The 16,452-nt window shown below is 60.9% G+C and carries 15 protein-coding genes; 10 read left to right on the plus strand and 5 right to left on the minus strand.

The window, feature by feature from the left end; translation table 11 throughout:
• Nucleotides 1–15 precede the first annotated feature (15 nt).
• Genes asd through K0F88_RS01810 form a run of 3 tightly spaced genes read right to left on the minus strand, consistent with a single transcriptional unit; the run spans nucleotide 16 to nucleotide 3,292 of the window.
• Nucleotides 16–876, minus strand: a complete 861-nt coding sequence (gene asd / locus K0F88_RS01800) for an archaetidylserine decarboxylase (protein WP_083375180.1) — start codon at nucleotides 874–876, stop codon at nucleotides 16–18.
• 18 nt (nucleotides 877–894) lie between these two features.
• Nucleotides 895–1,710: a thiosulfate sulfurtransferase gene (gene rhdA / locus K0F88_RS01805; RefSeq protein WP_219093591.1), complete on the minus strand. Its 816-nt coding sequence runs from the start codon at nucleotides 1,708–1,710 to the stop codon at nucleotides 895–897.
• 43 nt (nucleotides 1,711–1,753) lie between these two features.
• Complete coding sequence (locus K0F88_RS01810; protein WP_219093594.1) at nucleotides 1,754–3,292, minus strand: HDOD domain-containing protein; 1,539 nt, start codon at nucleotides 3,290–3,292, stop codon at nucleotides 1,754–1,756.
• A gap of 166 nt (nucleotides 3,293–3,458) precedes the next feature.
• Between K0F88_RS01810 and motA the strand changes: the two genes are divergently transcribed.
• The 3 genes from motA to K0F88_RS01825 all read left to right on the plus strand — a co-directional run bounded on the left by motA (nucleotide 3,459) and on the right by K0F88_RS01825 (nucleotide 6,411).
• On the plus strand, nucleotides 3,459–4,310 hold the full coding sequence (gene motA / locus K0F88_RS01815; protein ID WP_219093597.1) for a flagellar motor stator protein MotA: 852 nt from the start codon (nucleotides 3,459–3,461) through the stop codon (nucleotides 4,308–4,310).
• A 3-nt stretch (nucleotides 4,311–4,313) separates the two neighbouring features.
• Nucleotides 4,314–5,348 (plus strand): flagellar motor protein MotB, encoded by a 1,035-nt coding sequence (gene motB / locus K0F88_RS01820; protein WP_219093601.1) that lies wholly within the window; start codon nucleotides 4,314–4,316, stop codon nucleotides 5,346–5,348.
• A gap of 793 nt (nucleotides 5,349–6,141) precedes the next feature.
• Nucleotides 6,142–6,411, plus strand: a complete 270-nt coding sequence (locus tag K0F88_RS01825; RefSeq protein WP_219093604.1) for a hypothetical protein — start codon at nucleotides 6,142–6,144, stop codon at nucleotides 6,409–6,411.
• A 90-nt stretch (nucleotides 6,412–6,501) separates the two neighbouring features.
• On the opposite strand, the gene rsgA is transcribed toward K0F88_RS01825, so the two are convergent.
• Nucleotides 6,502–7,533 (minus strand): small ribosomal subunit biogenesis GTPase RsgA, encoded by a 1,032-nt coding sequence (rsgA, locus tag K0F88_RS01830; RefSeq protein WP_074873186.1) that lies wholly within the window; start codon nucleotides 7,531–7,533, stop codon nucleotides 6,502–6,504.
• Nucleotides 7,534–7,640: 107 nt separating this feature from the next.
• Between rsgA and orn the strand changes: the two genes are divergently transcribed.
• On the plus strand, nucleotides 7,641–8,183 hold the full coding sequence (gene orn, locus K0F88_RS01835) for an oligoribonuclease (RefSeq protein WP_008035288.1): 543 nt from the start codon (nucleotides 7,641–7,643) through the stop codon (nucleotides 8,181–8,183).
• A 212-nt stretch (nucleotides 8,184–8,395) separates the two neighbouring features.
• Nucleotides 8,396–9,007: a trimeric intracellular cation channel family protein gene (locus K0F88_RS01840; RefSeq protein WP_007945604.1), complete on the plus strand. Its 612-nt coding sequence runs from the start codon at nucleotides 8,396–8,398 to the stop codon at nucleotides 9,005–9,007.
• On the opposite strand, the gene queG is transcribed toward K0F88_RS01840, so the two are convergent.
• Nucleotides 8,989–10,068: a tRNA epoxyqueuosine(34) reductase QueG gene (queG, locus tag K0F88_RS01845; RefSeq protein WP_219093607.1), complete on the minus strand. Its 1,080-nt coding sequence runs from the start codon at nucleotides 10,066–10,068 to the stop codon at nucleotides 8,989–8,991. The genes K0F88_RS01840 and queG overlap by 19 nt on opposite strands.
• 63 nt (nucleotides 10,069–10,131) lie before the next feature.
• On the opposite strand from queG, the gene K0F88_RS01850 reads away from it, so the two are divergent.
• Genes K0F88_RS01850 through miaA form a run of 5 tightly spaced genes read left to right on the plus strand, consistent with a single transcriptional unit; the run spans nucleotide 10,132 to nucleotide 16,395 of the window.
• Entirely contained in the window at nucleotides 10,132–11,631 is a 1,500-nt protein-coding gene (locus tag K0F88_RS01850) for an NAD(P)H-hydrate dehydratase (RefSeq protein ID WP_094469415.1), read from the plus strand.
• The gene (tsaE, locus tag K0F88_RS01855) at nucleotides 11,619–12,089 is read left to right on the plus strand and encodes a tRNA (adenosine(37)-N6)-threonylcarbamoyltransferase complex ATPase subunit type 1 TsaE (protein WP_094469414.1); all 471 of its coding nucleotides are present in this window, start codon (nucleotides 11,619–11,621) and stop codon (nucleotides 12,087–12,089) included. The genes K0F88_RS01850 and tsaE overlap by 13 nt, the downstream gene beginning before the upstream one ends.
• Nucleotides 12,090–13,517, plus strand: a complete 1,428-nt coding sequence (locus K0F88_RS01860) for an N-acetylmuramoyl-L-alanine amidase (protein WP_306823106.1) — start codon at nucleotides 12,090–12,092, stop codon at nucleotides 13,515–13,517. It begins immediately after the preceding gene.
• Nucleotides 13,514–15,424: a DNA mismatch repair endonuclease MutL gene (gene mutL / locus K0F88_RS01865; protein WP_374039693.1), complete on the plus strand. Its 1,911-nt coding sequence runs from the start codon at nucleotides 13,514–13,516 to the stop codon at nucleotides 15,422–15,424. Before K0F88_RS01860 ends, mutL begins: the two co-directional genes overlap by 4 nt.
• Nucleotides 15,424–16,395 carry a tRNA (adenosine(37)-N6)-dimethylallyltransferase MiaA gene (gene miaA / locus K0F88_RS01870; protein ID WP_219093609.1) on the plus strand — a complete coding sequence of 324 codons (972 nt, stop codon included), beginning with the start codon at nucleotides 15,424–15,426 and terminating at the stop codon, nucleotides 16,393–16,395. The genes mutL and miaA overlap by 1 nt, the downstream gene beginning before the upstream one ends.
• The last annotated feature ends 57 nt before the right edge of the window (nucleotides 16,396–16,452 follow it).

Below are 16,452 nucleotides of genomic sequence, written 5' to 3' on the forward strand. Positions count from 1 at the left end.
GGGCGGATCAGCCCATCAGGCTGTTGGCAGGCCCAGCGCCTGGCCCATTTGTACTGGCGACAGGGCACCGAGCCCCTCAGCCCATTTCACTTGGTCCGGCCCGAACAGCACCACGGCGGTCGAACCTAGCTTGAAGCGACCCAGTTCCGCACCTTTTTCCAGATGGATCGGCGCGCGGGCGGCTTCGTCGTAACGGAAGGTTTTCAGCTCGCGTTTCGGCGGCGTTACCAGCCCGGCCCACACGGTTTCAATCGACGCCACGATCATCGCGCCCACCAGCACCACGGCCATTGGCCCGCGCTCGGTGTCGAAAATGCACGCCACGCGTTCGTTGCGGGCAAACAGTTCCGGCACGTTTTCGGCGGTGGTCTGGTTGACCGAGAAAATCCGCCCCGGGATGTAGACCATCTCGCGCAGGGTGCCGGCCAGCGGCATGTGCACGCGGTGATAGTCTTTCGGCGACAGGTAAATCGTCGCGAAATCGCCACCCATGAACGGCGCGGCATTGGCAGCATCACCGCCCAGCAATTCCAGCACGCTGAAGCTGTGGCCCTTGGCCTGGAACACGCGGCCGTGTTCGATCGGGCCGAGTTGGCTGACTGCACCGTCGGCCGGGCTGAGAATGGCACCCGGGGTTTCATCGAGCGGGCGAGCGCCGTCTTTCAAAGCGCGGGTGAAGAACGCGTTGAAGTGCTCGTAAGCGGTGAGGTCTTCGACCAGCGCCTGGGACATGTCCACCTGATAGCGCTTGGCGAACCAGGCGGTAAAGGCGTTCTTGAACCAGCGCACGCGGCATTCGGCAATGCAGCCGGCCAGTCGCGACAGCAAATGGTGAGGCAGCAGGTATTGGCTGAGGATAAACAAACGCTTATTCATTGACTGTCCTTAAAAACCTTAAATCTCTACGGGCGTATCGGGGTGGTTGCCCCATTCGCCCCAGGAACCGGCGTAGCCTTTGACCCGCGGATAACCGAGGGATTTGGCCACCAGATAAGTGAAGCCAGAGCGATGGTGGGTCTGGCAGTGGGTAATGACTTCTTTGTCTTTGGTGATACCGAGTTGTTCCAGGATCTGGGGCATGTCCGTGCGGATGCGCAGGTTGCGCGCCTGATCCATGCCGGCCGTCCATTCGAAATTCACCGCGCCGGGAATATGCCCGGCCTTGGCTGCCAGGACTTTCTCGCCGGAGTATTCCAGCGGGCCGCGCGCGTCCCAGATCGCCAGGTCGGCGGCACCGAGACGGCTTTGCAGGTATTCGCGGGTGGCGGTCGGTTCGTCGTGCAGGGTCAACGCAACCGGGCCTCCAACGGGGGCCGGGACCTGGATCGACATGGGCATGCCTTCTGCCAGCCAGGCTGTCAGGCCACCGTCAAGATAGTGGTAGTTACGATGGCCGATGACATCGAGCAGCCAGATAAAACGCCCGGCCCAGCCGCCGCCTTCGTCGTCATAGACCACGTAGGTCGCATTGGCGTTATGTCCCAACTCACCGAACAACGCTTCGAGTGCCGCTTGCGGCGGCATCAGCCCGGGGGCAGGCGCCTGGCCGAGTTGTGTGCGTTTGGGATCGACAAAACGCGCACCGGGAATATGCCCTTCGGTATAGCGGGCACTGCTGGTCAGGTCCACCAGAATCAGTTCGCGGGACTCAAGGCGAGGGAGCAAGTCGCTCGGCTCGATGACCAGCGCCAAGCCAGAGAAGTCAGACATGTGAGGTCTCCAGAGCACAAAGGGGAGGATTGTAGCGCAGCATTCATTGACCGCGCTGGCTAAAGCTTTGGAGTGCCTTTTCAATGCACTGCGCGGTTTTGCCGAAGGCTTGCACGGTGATTTCCGAAAACGGCCCGCCGCCCTGATCCGCCACAACGACCATGATCACCCGACCATTGTTGACCAGCGAGCGCAGCAGCAGGTGTTCGCCGCGAAACTGCGCGCGCAGGCTGGCGGGTAGCAACGCCGAGAACTGTGCGTTGTTGGCCGGGGTCAATCGCACCTGGGCCTGTTGCGAGAGCAACCGTTGCAGCACGGTGCTCTGACTCACGACCAGATTCAGCCCCGCCGCTTCCTTCGCCAGCCCGGCCGTCTGATGCGCACGCAAATTGGCGTGGGTGCGGTCAGCCATCAAAATCATCACCCGACGCATGCCGCACGCGACCAGGGCGTCCCGGGCCGACGTGGTCAAGTGCATCGCATTGGTGAAGCGGCTCGGCTCGACCAGCAGTTCGGCACATTGTTTACGCCATGCCGTCAGGTCTTCGGTGGTCGGCGCCGGTGCCGGCAGCAACCCGGCGTGAATGCGGTTCACGCCCGAGGGCCAGATCAACGCTATGGCAGGGTGCCAGATGTCCGGCATGGCATGCTGGTGCGCGCTGTTGACGGCTTGTTGATGCAGTTGCTGCTGCACGTCGCTCATCGGCATTTGCAGGTAAAGGCTGGTCAGGTATTGCCAGCGCTCGCTGTGCGGACTGTCCCAGGCCTGTTGCGCCGACAGTGCCAGCCCATTGGCCAGCAACACGGTATTGGCCGGTTGGTTGAGCCAGCGACGCAAAGTCGGATCGTCATCGAGGCGGTTTTGCTGACGCAATGGATGCTCGCTGTCCCGGGCAATGCGCAGGACTTTGACCAGTTCGCGCTGCTCGTTGAGCAGCAGGCGATAACCTTGCTGCACCCAGATCGGCAGGCGCCAGATGTCCACCAGCGCCTGGCAGATGTCCAGCAGGCGAACGCCGAACAATTGCTTTTCGACTTTGCGCGCCGACTCGCCTTTATGGATGACCCGCAACTCCCACTCTTCGAGCAGTTGCGGATGAGTCAACGCCATCGGCCAGAGCGGTGAGAGAAACAGCAGGCTGCCCCAGTGGATGTCCTGCCAGAGCCGCGCCAGCCGACCGGCGAAAAAGCCGTTGGCCTGTTGGGTCGCGTGCTGGCTGATCATCTGCAGCTGACGCAACGCCACCGGGATCTGGGATTGAGGTTCGGCAGGCAACCGGGCGAGCAGTTCCTCAGTGCGTTTCAACCCGAGACGATTGATCGCCACCTCAAGGTTTTCCGCCGGCTCGGTCATGCTGCCGTGGGTGTGGCGATTGGCTTCGCGAATCACGCTCAAGGCCAGTGCCGGGCTGTCCTGCAACAATTCGGCGATGTCGCGAAGCGAGCTGCGATTATCGGCGAGGGCCTTGCAGACACGGTCGTGACTGTCTTGCGGAACCGGCAGGCGCACGCCGTCGAGAAGCTTGACCCAGCCTTCAAGGGTGGTCGGTTTTGGGGTTGGGGTGTTCGTTTCGTTAGCCATGGTTGGACGTGATCATCGTCTGCATTACCTATGCCCGGAGAGGGCTAAATTAGCTTTTCGCTTGAACGGGCTATAGTCTGGCGCAGTTTTGCCGATAAGTAGAAGAAGAGATTTTTTAACTTCCGAATATGACCTTGAACCCGACTCAGTAAGTGCTCTCCTACCTATGGCTAAAATAATCGGCATCATCGTCGTATTCGCGAGCGTGCTCGGCGGATACGTGCTCTCCCACGGCAAGATTGCCGCCCTGATTCAACCTTTCGAGGTGATGATTATCGGTGGTGCGGCCCTCGGTGCATTCCTGCAGGCCAACCCTGGTCACATGTTCAAGCTCGTTCTCAAGAAAGCCTTGGGAATGTTCAGCTCGCGCTTCAGTCACACGTTCTATCTGGAAGTGCTGGGTCTGATTTACGAGATCCTCAACAAAAGCCGCCGCGAAGGCATGATGGCAATCGAAGGCGACATTGAAGACGCCGCCGCGAGCCCGATCTTCGCCAAGTACCCGGCGGTACTGAAAGATGACCGCATGACCGCGTACATCTGCGATTACCTGCGCATCATGTCCTCCGGCAACATGGCTCCCCACGAGCTCGAAGGCCTGTTCGACATGGAGCTGACCAGCCTCAAGGAAGATTTGGATCATCCTTCCCATGCGGTGAACGGCATCGCCGACGCCATGCCCGGTTTCGGTATCGTCGCGGCCGTACTGGGTATCGTGGTGACCATGGCCTCCCTGGGTGAAAGCGACCAGAAAATGATCGGCCTGCACGTGGGTGCGGCACTGGTGGGTACCTTCTTCGGTATTCTCGCCGCCTACGGTTTCTTTGGCCCGTTGGCCCATGCCCTGGCCCACGAAGCCAAGGAAGAACTGAACGTCTACGAAGCCATCAAGGCCTCGCTGGTGGCTTCGGCTTCCGGCATGCCGCCATCGCTGGCGGTGGAGTTCGGCCGCAAGGTTCTGTACCCGGCGCACCGTCCTAGCTTCGCTGAGCTGGAACAAGCGGTTCGCGGTCGCTAAGTCATGGAAAATAACCAGCCGATAATCATCAAGCGCGTAAAAAAATACGCGGCCGGGCATCACGGGGGCTCCTGGAAAATAGCCTTCGCTGACTTCGCGACGGCGATGATGGCGTTCTTCCTGGTGCTGTGGCTGCTGTCTACCGCCACGCCGGAACAGAAGATCGCCATCGCCGGTTACTTCAAGGACCCGGTCGGCTTCACCGAAAGCGGCACGCCGTACATCATCGATCTGGGCGGTTCGCCGACCCTGGCGCCAGAGAACACCCTCAACCCCGAGGTGAAGTCCCAGCCGCAGCCCGACCGCGTCACCGTCGATACTGAACAGGTCGAAGGCATGGCCGAACAGGTCGAGAAGGAACGCCTGGAACTGTTGCTGCAAGAATTGCAGAACAAGGTTGATGAAAATCCGCAGCTGCAAAAATTCAAGGACCAGATCCTGTTCGAAATCACACAGGACGGCTTGCGCATCCAGATCATGGACGCGGAAAACCGGCCGATGTTCGACTCAGGCTCAGCACGTCTAAAACCGTATTTCGAAGACATCCTGCTGGCCATGGCCGACACCATCAAAGCGGTGCCGAACAAGATCAGCATCAGCGGCCACACCGATGCCAAGCCGTACTCGGGCACCGGTGATTTCGGCAACTGGGAACTCTCGGCCAACCGTGCCAACGCCGCTCGCCGTGCGCTGGTCGCTGGCAGCTATCCGGATCAGCAAGTGGCGCGGGTCGTCGGTTATGCCTCGTCGGCGCTGTTCGACCGCGAGAACCCGTTCAACCCGGTCAACCGCCGGATCGACATCGTGGTGCTGACCAAGAAAGCCCAAAAGGCCATTGAAGGTTCGCAAGGTGCTGAACCTGCGCCGGAGCCAACGCCAGCGCAAGGCCAGGGTGGCCCGGGCGAAGTGCCGGCCACGCCGGTCGATCCGAACGCGTTGCCGGCGGATAAACAACCGCTGCCGGCCCATGAGCTTCGCGAGCGTTTGAATATCTTTGAAAACCCGGCGCCGAAACCGGCGGAACCGCCGAAGCAGTGACCTACAAAAAAGCCGACAGAGATGTCGGCTTTTTTGTGCGGCTTTCACGGGTTTGGACGTCACTGCATTTTTCGCGTGGGCATGGCCCCTGTGGGAGCGAGCCCGCTCGCGAAGGCTTTGAGTCAGGCGACGGGGGGAGGGCGGTGTACATATCCATTTCTGCGGTAACGGCCGCCAATGGTTTCGCTCTTACAGCGAGTCACTTTGGAAGAGCCCCAAAGTAACCAAAAGGCTCTTGCCCCTTTCGTTCGGTGCCTCGCTAAGGCTCGGCATGCCCTCGCTCCGGTCCTGCTCCGTGGGCCGCCGCCATCGGCCATCCATGGCCGGGGGCGGCTAACCCGGCATCCATGCCGGGTTGCCCACTACGCAGAACCTCCACTCGGCCTCTCGAGGGGGCGTGCACCGCAACAGCGCCGCGAGGCGGCCTGATAGCCGACCTGATTGTCAGGGGGTGTTTCCCTGTCGGAACCGGTTTGCTGGTGAGATTAGAAGTTGTAGGAACGGTCTGAAATTTTGTGGCGGGGTTCTCAGACTTGCGGGCGTCTGCCTATAGTTTCGCTGTCGCCGACAAATCGGTGATCGACTTTAGCCGGTCGTATCAGATGATGCACAAGCGCCCGTATAATCGCGGCGTTTTTGCTGCCTGGCATCTATGTCTATGGTGGCTGTGCGTGGGACACCTCAGGGTGTGCCGGGTTCATCTGTCCGGTCGGCTAACCCGCGCACAGCTACCACCCCAATTCGTTTAGCCGCGAAAGGGTGGGAGTTTCACCTATCAGATGAGATTCAAGTCATGTCCAAATATCACCCGCTCCAAGGCAATTTCAGCGTCGGTCCGACGCTGTTCATCGACACCGAAGCCAAAATTTCCGACCTTTTGGAAACCGCTACTCACCGAATCAAAGCCGCCCGTAACCTGCTCAACAGTGTCACGTGCCTGTGCGTCAAAGACGCCGAAGGTCACGACCTAGAGCATTTCGCCAATGCTGCGCATATGTTGTTGCAGGATGGGTGTGACGCCTTGGATGCGTTGGGCTGGAGGCTGGAAAAAGCAGCCCCCTGAAACCAGAAAGCCGCGAGATGATCGCGGCTTTTTGTGTCTGCTGCTTTCTGCTGATCATGTTCGTGGCATCACGAACATGATCACGGCTACTTAATAACTGGTTTCCGGCAAACTGGCGATGATCGAGCGATAACTGTTCATCCGTTGCTGCTGCACACGACCCTCTTCCAGTGCCTTGAGCAAGGCGCAACCCGGCTCGCGGTCGTGCTTGCAGTCGCGGAAGCGGCAGGTGCCGATCAAGTCGTTGAACTCGATGAAACCGGCTTCGACGTCGGCGCGGCTGACGTGGCCCAGGCCGAATTCGCGGATACCCGGGGAGTCGATCAACTCACCGCCACCGGGGAAGTGGAACAACCGCGCGGTGGTGGTGGTGTGGGTGCCCTGGCCGGACAGCTCGGACAGCGGGCCGACACGGGCTTCGACTTCAGGCAACAGGGTGTTGACCAACGAGGATTTGCCGACGCCGGACTGGCCGACGAACACGCTGATGTGCCCGTCCAGTTGTGCCTGCAATTGCTCCATGCCATTTCCGTGGTGCGCCGAGACTTCCAGCACCGGGTAACCCAGCGTGCGGTAAACCGCCAGCAAGGCATTTAGCGCGGGGGCGTTCTGCTCGTCGATCAGGTCGAATTTGTTGAGCAGTAGCAGCGGACGAATCCCTGCATGCTCAGCGGCGACGAGATAACGGTCGATCAGGTTCGCGTGAGGCTCGGGCAGCGGGGCGAAGACGATGACAATCATGTCGACGTTGGCCGCAACAGGCTTGAGCTGGCCACGGCTGTCCGGGCGGCAGAGTTCGGTTTTACGCGGCAGTTGCGCCACGATCACACCGATGCCCTGGTTGCCGGCACGCCAGACCACTTGGTCGCCGGTCACCAGCGCTGGCAGGTTGGCGCGCAAATGGCAGCGGAACACCTGGCCGGCTAAATCGCCATCAAGCGCTTCGACTTCGACCTGCACACCGAAGTGCGCGATCACCAGGCCCGTCTGTTCGGGCCCCAGGTCGCCACCCTCGAGTGCTTCGACAGCCGAGGACTCGCGTTTGGCGGCGCGGGCAGCGCGTTCGCCCTGAATCTTTTCGATGCGCCAGTTTTGACGACGATTGAGTTGGCGTTTGGCCATGGGTGTTCCGTATCAAGAATGCAGCGATTAGGTAAAACGGCCGCGAGTTTAGCACGCCCCGGCACCGCCCTAGGCTAAACTGCGCAGCATTGCCTAGGAGCCGACACATGCAAAACCCGCAGAATCTGATCTGGATCGACCTGGAAATGACCGGTCTGAACCCTGATACCGACGTCATCATCGAGATGGCCACCATCGTCACCGACAGTGACCTGAACACCTTGGCCGAAGGTCCGGTGATCGCTATCCACCACAGCGACGAGATTCTCGCCGGCATGGATGAGTGGAACACCCGTCAACATGGCGGCTCCGGGCTGACCCAACGGGTGCGCGACAGCCGCATCAGCATGGCCGAAGCCGAAGCCGAGACCATTGCCTTCCTGGAGAAATGGGTGCCAAAGGGCAAGTCGCCGATCTGTGGCAACAGCATCTGCCAGGACCGTCGCTTCCTTTATACCCACATGAAATCCCTGGAAAGCTTCTTCCATTACCGCAACCTCGACGTGTCGACCCTTAAAGAGCTGGCCGCACGCTGGGCGCCGGACGTGCGCGATAGCTTCAAAAAGGGCAGCACTCACCTGGCCCTGGACGACATCCGCGAGTCCATCGCCGAGCTGCAGCACTACCGCAAGCATTTCATCAAATTCTAAATCTGGAATACGGACTGTAGGCGCCGGCTTGCTGGCGATGGGGCCCTTGAGTACGCCATCGCCAGCAAGCCGGCTCCTACGGGATCTGCGTTGTGCCCGTGGGAGCGAGGCTTGCCCGCGAAGCAGGTAACTCGGCCTTCCTGGGAGATCACCCTCTTTTGGTGCCGGGACTAAATGGCTAGACTGCGCGCCTTTCTGCAAGGACCGCCACCATGTTGCTGATGCTTTACCTGATCGCCATCACCGCCGAAGCCATGACCGGTGCCCTGTCCGCCGGCCGTCGCGGCATGGACTGGTTTGGTGTGGTGCTGATCGCGTGCATCACGGCGCTCGGCGGCGGTTCGGTGCGTGATGTGTTGCTCGGTCACTACCCGCTGACCTGGGTCAAACACCCGGAATACCTGGTGTTGACCTCGATCGCGGCGATGTTCACCGTCTTCGCTGCACGCTGGATGCGACACTTGCGCTCGCTGTTCCTGGTGCTCGACGCCGTGGGGCTGGTGGCATTCACCCTGATTGGCTGCATGACCGCCCTGGAAATGGGCCACGGCATGCTGGTGGCGTCGGTCAGCGGCGTGATCACCGGGGTGTTTGGCGGCATCCTGCGCGACATCTTCTGCAACGACATCCCGCTGATCTTCCGCCGCGAACTCTACGCCAGCGTCTCGTTCGCTGCCGCGTGGTGCTACATGCTCTGCATCTACCTGCAATTACCCGGCGAACAGGCGATTCTGATCACGCTGTTTGGCGGCTTCCTGCTGCGGTTGCTGGCGATTCGATTCCACTGGGAAATGCCGAAGTTCGTTTATAACGACGAAGCCTGACGCTCGGCGTGTTGTTTCAGTGCCCACTCGACATGTTCCCGCACCAGTTCCGACGGATAGTCGCGGCGCGCCTTCAACGCTTCCAGCACCGGAATGCTCGACGGTGCGTTCCCTAGCCCCACTGCGAGATTGCGCAACCAACGCTCGTAACCGGCACGGCGCAGCGGTGATCCTTCGGTGCTGCTGAGGAACCTGTCCTCATCCCACATGAACAGTTCGGCCAATTCGGCGTTGTCCAGGTTGTGCCGTGGCTTGAAGTCGCTTTCGACGGACGGGCGGGCGAAGCGGTTCCACGGACAGACGATCTGGCAGTCATCGCAACCGAACACTCGATTGCCGATCAACGGGCGCAAATCTTCGGGGATCGCGCTTTTTAGTTCGATGGTCAGGTAAGAAATGCAGCGCCGGGCGTCCAGCACATAGGGGCCGACGAAGGCGTTGGTCGGGCAAATGTCCAGGCACGCAGTGCAGCGCCCGCAATGTTCGGTGCTGTGCGGTGGATCGACCGGCAGTGGCAGATCGACAAAGAGTTCGCTGAGGAAGAAGTAACTGCCGGCCTTGCGATTCAACACCAGGGTGTTTTTGCCGATCCAGCCCAGGCCGGCCTTTTCTGCAATGGCCTTTTCCAGCACCGGCGCGCTGTCGACGAAGGCGCGGTAGCCGAACGGCCCGATGACCGCCTGAATTTTTTCTGCCAGGTGTTGCACACGTTTACGGATCAATTTGTGGTAATCGCGGCCCAAGGCATAACGCGATACGTAGGCTTTTTCCGGTTGCGCCAGTAATTGCGCCATTTGGGTGTCACCGGGCAGGTAGTCCATGCGCAGGGAAACTACGCGCAACGTGCCGGGAACGAGCTCTTCGGGATGTGAGCGTTTGCTGCCGTGGGCGCCCATGTAGTCCATTTCGCCGTGGTAGCCGGCCGCAAGCCAGCGCTCCAGGTGCTGCTCATGCTCGGCCAGGTCCAGGCCGCTGATGCCGACTTGCTGAAAGCCCAGCTCGCGGCCCCAATCCTTGATGGATTGGGCGAGGGCGGGCAGGTCTGTAGTAATAGCGGGCATGAGGCGAGAGAAACCGGAGCTGAGGTGCGTATAATTCTGCCAGACATCGGAGCCCGAAGACGCATGCCGCACACTAAAGATGAATTACCCGACGCGCTGTACAGCGCCGCGCACGTGCGAGCCCTCGATGCGAACCTGATCGCGGCCGGCACGCCGGGCTTCGAATTGATGCAGCGGGCAGCGCGAGCGACCTGGCGTGCGCTGGTCCGTCAGTGGCCGTCGGCGAATGAATTGAGCGTGGTGGCCGGTCACGGCAATAACGCGGGCGACGGTTATCTGGTGGCGGTGCTGGCCCGGCGTGCCGGTTGGCATGTGCGGGTGTTGGCGGCCGGTGATCCCCAGCGTTTGCGGGGCGATGCGGCATTGGCCCATGCCGAGGCCGTGTCAGAGGGCATCGCGGTTCAAGCCTTCACTGTGCAGTCGGAGTTGCGTGGGATCGTACTCGACGCCTTGCTCGGCACCGGTTTGACCGGCGAGGTGCGAGAGCCCTTCTCCAGTGCGATTGCCGCGATCAATGCCAGTGGCCTGCCGGTGGCGGCAGTGGATATCCCTTCGGGTTTGTGCGCCGATACCGGGCGCATTTTGGGTTCGGTTGTTCAAGCTGATCTGACCGTGACGTTCATTGGCTTGAAGGTCGGATTGTTCACGGGCGACGCGGCGGATGTGGTCGGCGAGCTGGTGTTCAACGATCTGCAAGCCAGCGCCGAGTCGTTTAACGGGGTCGACATAGATGCACGGCGCCTGACAGCCGGTAACTTGCCGCGTCTGGCGGTTCGCACGCCAACCGCCCATAAAGGCAAATTCGGCCACGTCTTGCTGATCGGCGGTGATCGTGGCTTTGGCGGCGCCATTCTGCTGAGCGCACAAAGTGCCCTGCGCAGTGGTGCGGGCATGGTGTCCGTGGCCACGCGCAGTGAACACGTGCCTGCGGCGTTGGCGAGAATTCCCGAGGCCATGGTGCTGGGCACTTCGTCGGCCAATCAACTGATGGAACTGCTGCAAAAGGTTTCCGTGCTGGTGGTCGGCCCGGGCCTGGGTCAGGCTGCCTGGGGGCGCAGTCTTTTGTCGGCAGCTGCCAATGCGCCGTTGCCGCAAGTCTGGGATGCCGATGCGTTGAATTTGCTGGCTTCAAGCCATATGAGCCTGCCCAAGGGTTGTGTGATCACGCCGCATCCGGGTGAAGCGGCGCGGTTGCTGGGGATCAGCACCGCCGAAGTCCAGGCTGATCGCCCGGCGGCGGCGCATGCATTGAGCAAAAAATATACAGCTGTAGTGATTCTGAAAGGCGCGGGCAGTCTGATTGCCAGCCCCGATGGGCGCCTGTCGTTGTGTCATCAGGGCCATCCGGCCATGGCCACCGCGGGTTTGGGTGATGTGTTGGCCGGTCTGGTTGGTGCGTTGCTGGCCCAGGGCATGGACGCATTCGACGCCGCCTGCCTGGCTGTCTGGCTGCACGCCAATGCCGGCGCGCAACAAGGTAAATCGGGCCGTGGGCTGGCGGCCAGTGATCTGATCCCAGCCATTCGTCAGTTGTTGGAGGAGCAAGCACCGTGTCTGAAGTAACCCTGTACCTGGCCGATGAAGAGGCGATGACCGCATTTGGCGCACGCATCGCACAAACCACCCAAGGGCACGGTCTGATTTTTCTGGAAGGCGATCTGGGGGCGGGGAAAACCACGCTTTCACGGGGCATCATCCGTGGCCTGGGGCATGTCGGCGCGGTAAAAAGTCCGACGTTCACCCTGGTCGAGCCTTACGAGATCGGCGACATCCGGGCCTTCCATTTCGACCTCTATCGCCTGGTCGACCCGGAAGAGCTGGAGTACCTCGGTATCCGCGACTACTTCGATGACGACGCGCTGTGCCTGATCGAATGGCCCCAGAAGGGTGCAGGCTTTTTGCCAAAGCCCGACCTGACCATTACCATTAGCCCGCAAGACAGCGGGCGTTCGCTGAAAATTTTGTCCCAGGGCTCGCGCGGCGAGTCGTGGTGTGCCGCTTTGGCATTGGAATCCAATTAAATGATGGGGTCTGGTATGCGCTTTCGCGCGATGGTAGCTGCCGTAGGGTTGTTGTTTTTGGCGGTGACCGTCAACGCTGTGGCCGAAACAAAGGTCAACAGCGTTCGTTTGTGGCGGGCGCCGGACAACACGCGGTTGGTGTTCGACCTGACCGGGCCGGTGCAACACAGCGTTTTCACCCTGACCTCCCCGGATCGGCTGGTGATCGATATCAATGGTGCGACCCTCGGCGCCCCCCTGAACGTCAATGCTTCGAATACGCCAATCACCGCCATGCGCTCGGCTCAACGCACGCCGACCGACTTGCGCGTGGTCATCGACCTGAAAAAAGCCGTCACGCCAAAAAGCTTCACCCTGGCGCCGAACGCCCAGTACGGCAATCGTCTGGTGGTCGATCTGTTCGATAACGCCGCCGACGCCGCACCGATTCCGCCGCCGACCAACGTTGCGACGGTCGCGCCGGTTCCAGTCACCCCGATAGACCCGCCGGTCAAGCTGCCGCCTGCTCCGGCGGGCAAACGCGACATCATCGTGGTGATCGACGCCGGCCACGGCGGCGAAGACCCGGGTGCCTCGGGCTCTCGCGGTCAGCGTGAAAAAGACGTGGTACTGGCCATCGCCCGCGAATTGCAACGCCAGGTCAACGGCATGAAAGGCTTCCGCGCCGAACTGACCCGTACCGGCGACTACTTCATTCCATTACGCGGCCGTACCGAAATCGCCCGCAAGAAAGGCGCCGACCTGTTCGTCTCGATCCACGCCGATGCCGCGCCTTCCGCTGCTGCGTTCGGTGCGTCGGTGTTTGCCCTGTCTGATCGCGGTGCCACCTCGGAGACGGCCCGCTGGCTGGCCGATAGCGAAAACCGTTCCGACTTGATCGGCGGTGCCGGCAACGTCAGCCTCGACGATAAGGACCGCATGCTCGCGGGCGTGCTCCTCGACTTGTCGATGACCGCTTCCCTGACGTCCAGCCTGAACGTTGGCCAAAAAGTCTTGAGCAACATCGGTCGCGTCACGCCGCTGCACAAACAGCGTGTGGAGCAGGCCGGGTTCATGGTGTTGAAGTCGCCGGACATCCCGTCGATCCTGGTGGAAACCGGGTTCATCTCCAACGCCAACGAAGCGTCCAAGCTTGCCGCAGCGAACCACCAGCAGGCGCTGGCGCGTTCGATCAGCAGTGGCGTGCGCCAGTTCTTCCAGCAGAACCCGCCACCGGGCACCTACATCGCCTGGTTGCGTGATTCCGGCAAGATCGCTCAAGGCCCACGTGATCACCGGGTGAGCCCGGGCGAAACGCTGGCGATGATTGCCGTGCGTTACCAAGTGTCTCCGGCCACCTTGCGCAGCGCCAATAACCTGAAAAGCGACGAGCTGAAAATCGGTCAGACCCTGACCATTCCCGGCACAGAACTGGCGTCCAAAGAATGAATCAGGTGCTGACCAACACGGCTCGCATCGAGCTGCTCAGCCCGCGACTGGCGAACCAGATTGCCGCCGGTGAGGTGGTTGAGCGTCCGGCGTCGGTGATCAAGGAGTTGCTGGAAAACAGCCTCGACTCCGGCGCCCGGCGCATCGATGTCGATGTGGAACAGGGCGGCGTCAAGCTGCTGCGGGTGCGCGATGACGGCAGCGGCATTTCGGCCGATGACTTGCCGCTGGCCCTGGCGCGACACGCCACCAGCAAGATCCGTAACCTCGAAGACCTCGAGCAGGTCATGAGCCTCGGGTTTCGCGGTGAAGCACTCGCCTCGATCAGCTCCGTGGCGCGTCTGACCCTGACGTCCCGCACCAAGGATGCCGATCAGGCCTGGCAAGTCGAGACCGAAGGCCGGGACATGGCGCCTCGTGTGCAGCCGGCGGCCCATCCGGTGGGTACTTCGGTTGAAGTGCGCGACTTGTTCTTCAACACCCCGGCGCGGCGCAAATTCCTCAAGACTGAAAAAACCGAATTCGATCACCTGCAAGAAGTGATCAAACGCCTGGCGCTGGCGCGTTTCGACGTGGCGTTTCATTTGCGCCACAACGGCAAAACCATCCTCAGCCTGCACGAAGCCCATGACGACGCGGCTCGCGCGCGGCGAGTGGCGGCGATTTGCGGTTCAGGTTTCCTGGAGCAGGCGCTGCCGATCGAAATCGAACGCAATGGTCTGCATTTGTGGGGTTGGGTCGGGTTGCCGACGTTCAACCGCAGCCAGGCGGATTTGCAGTATTTCTTTGTGAACGGCCGTGCCGTGCGCGACAAACTGGTGGCCCACGCGGTGCGTCAGGCGTATCGCGACGTACTGTTCAATGGCCGGCATCCGACGTTCGTACTGTTTTTCGAAGTCGATCCGGCCGGTGTCGACGTCAACGTGCACCCAACCAAACACGAAGTGCGCTTCCGTGACGGGCGCATGGTTCACGACTTCCTCTACGGCACTTTGCACCGCGCCTTGGGCGATGTGCGTCCGGATGATCATCTGGCTGCGCCGGTGGCGACGGCGATTGTTCGGCCGACCGGTATCGATGCGGGTGAGTTCGGTCCCCAGGGCGAAATGCGCCTGGCGGCCAATGCCTTGCTGGAACAACCTCAAGCGCAGCCGTCGTTCAATACGACAGCAGGCTCGGGCGCTGGCGCCGGTTATCAGTATCAATACACGCCGCGTCCTCAGTCGGGCGTGCCAGCGGCTGAAGCCCAGGCGGCGTACCGGGAGTTTTTTGCACCTTTGCCAGAGGCAAATGCCGTCGCGCTCCCGGCCGGGCAGGATGATATTCCTCCATTGGGCTACGCATTGGCGCAGCTCAAAGGCATCTACATTCTCTCGGAAAACGCCCAGGGCCTGGTGCTGGTGGACATGCACGCCGCCCACGAACGGATCATGTACGAACGCCTGAAGATCGCCATGGCCAGCGAAGGCCTGAGCGGCCAGCCGCTGTTGGTGCCGGAATCGTTGGCGGTGAGCGAGCGCGAAGGCGATTGTGCCGAAGAAAACGTCGCGTGGTTCCAGCGCCTGGGCTTTGAGCTGCAGCGACTCGGCCCGGAAACACTGGCGATCCGGCAGATTCCGGCCTTGCTCAAGCAAGCCGAAGCCAATCGATTGGTGAGTGACGTGCTGGCAGACCTGATGGAATACGGCACCAGTGACCGTATCCAGGCGCACCTCAACGAACTGCTTGGCACCATGGCCTGCCACGGCGCGATTCGGGCAAACCGGCGTCTGGCGCTGCCGGAAATGAACGGTCTGCTGCGGGACATGGAAAACACCGAGCGCAGCGGTCAATGCAATCATGGCCGACCGACCTGGACCCAATTGGGCCTGGACGATCTGGACAAACTGTTCTTGCGCGGTCGTTGATGAGCCAGCTCCCACCTGCGATTTTCCTGATGGGCCCGACCGCAGCGGGCAAGACTGATCTGGCCATCGAGCTCACCAAGGTCCTGCCTTGCGAGCTGATCAGTGTCGATTCGGCGCTGGTCTATCGCGGTATGGATATCGGCACCGCCAAGCCTTCGAAAGAAACGCTGGCGGAATTCCCGCACCTTTTGATCGATATCCTTGACCCGGCCGAGAGCTATTCGGCGGCGGATTTTCGCCGTGATGCGCTTGAGGCGATGGCCGAGATCACTTCGCGAGGCAAAATTCCGCTGCTTGTAGGCGGCACGATGCTCTACTACAAGGCTTTGGTCGAAGGACTGGCAGAAATGCCGGCGGCCGATCCCGAGGTCCGCGCGCAGATCGAAGAAGAGGCTGCACGCCTTGGCTGGCAAGCCCTGCACGAACAATTGGCGCTCGTTGATCCGGTTTCGGCAGCGCGAATTCATCCGAACGATCCGCAGCGACTCAGTCGAGCGCTGGAAGTTTATCGCGTCAGCGGTCAGAGCATGACCGAGCTGCGACTGAGACAAAGTGCGCAAAGTACTGAAGCAGCCGCTTCGGGACTGCAACAATTGCCCTATACTGTCGCGAACTTGGCCATTGCTCCGGCAAATCGCCAGGTATTGCACGAGCGAATTAAACAAAGATTCACAGTTATGTTGGAACAGGGATTCATTGACGAGGTCGTAGCCCTGCGTAAGCGAAGTGACCTGCATTCCGGGTTGCCGTCTATACGTGCGGTAGGCTACCGACAAGTCTGGGACTACCTGGATGGCAAGCTGACCCAAGCCGAGATGCAGGAGCGTGGAATCATTGCCACGCGCCAATTGGCAAAGCGTCAGTTCACCTGGCTGCGCAGCTGGGCTGATTTACACTGGTTGGACAGCCTGGATTGCGACAATCTGCCGCGCGCCTTGAAATACCTGGGGACCATCTCCATATTGAGCTGAGTCCTTGCAATTGCCGTCTATCCTTGGGGGTGTGACGGCCACAAGCCATCTGTTTAC

This window comes from Pseudomonas sp. UMAB-40, assembly GCF_900095275.1.
GTDB lineage: Bacteria > Pseudomonadota > Gammaproteobacteria > Pseudomonadales > Pseudomonadaceae > Aquipseudomonas > Aquipseudomonas mandelii_B.

Coding starts and splice junctions, on each gene's coding strand:
- asd (WP_083375180.1), bottom strand. CDS start 876: ATGAATAAGCGTTTGTTTATCCTCAGCCAATACCTGCTGCCTCACCAT.
- rhdA (WP_219093591.1), bottom strand. CDS start 1,710: ATGTCTGACTTCTCTGGCTTGGCGCTGGTCATCGAGCCGAGCGACTTG.
- K0F88_RS01810 (WP_219093594.1), bottom strand. CDS start 3,292: ATGGCTAACGAAACGAACACCCCAACCCCAAAACCGACCACCCTTGAA.
- motA (WP_219093597.1), top strand. CDS start 3,459: ATGGCTAAAATAATCGGCATCATCGTCGTATTCGCGAGCGTGCTCGGC.
- motB (WP_219093601.1), top strand. CDS start 4,314: ATGGAAAATAACCAGCCGATAATCATCAAGCGCGTAAAAAAATACGCG.
- K0F88_RS01825 (WP_219093604.1), top strand. CDS start 6,142: ATGTCCAAATATCACCCGCTCCAAGGCAATTTCAGCGTCGGTCCGACG.
- rsgA (WP_074873186.1), bottom strand. CDS start 7,533: ATGGCCAAACGCCAACTCAATCGTCGTCAAAACTGGCGCATCGAAAAG.
- orn (WP_008035288.1), top strand. CDS start 7,641: ATGCAAAACCCGCAGAATCTGATCTGGATCGACCTGGAAATGACCGGT.
- K0F88_RS01840 (WP_007945604.1), top strand. CDS start 8,396: ATGTTGCTGATGCTTTACCTGATCGCCATCACCGCCGAAGCCATGACC.
- queG (WP_219093607.1), bottom strand. CDS start 10,068: ATGCCCGCTATTACTACAGACCTGCCCGCCCTCGCCCAATCCATCAAG.
- K0F88_RS01850 (WP_094469415.1), top strand. CDS start 10,132: ATGCCGCACACTAAAGATGAATTACCCGACGCGCTGTACAGCGCCGCG.
- K0F88_RS01860 (WP_306823106.1), top strand. CDS start 12,090: ATGATGGGGTCTGGTATGCGCTTTCGCGCGATGGTAGCTGCCGTAGGG.
- mutL (WP_374039693.1), top strand. CDS start 13,514: ATGAATCAGGTGCTGACCAACACGGCTCGCATCGAGCTGCTCAGCCCG.
- miaA (WP_219093609.1), top strand. CDS start 15,424: ATGAGCCAGCTCCCACCTGCGATTTTCCTGATGGGCCCGACCGCAGCG.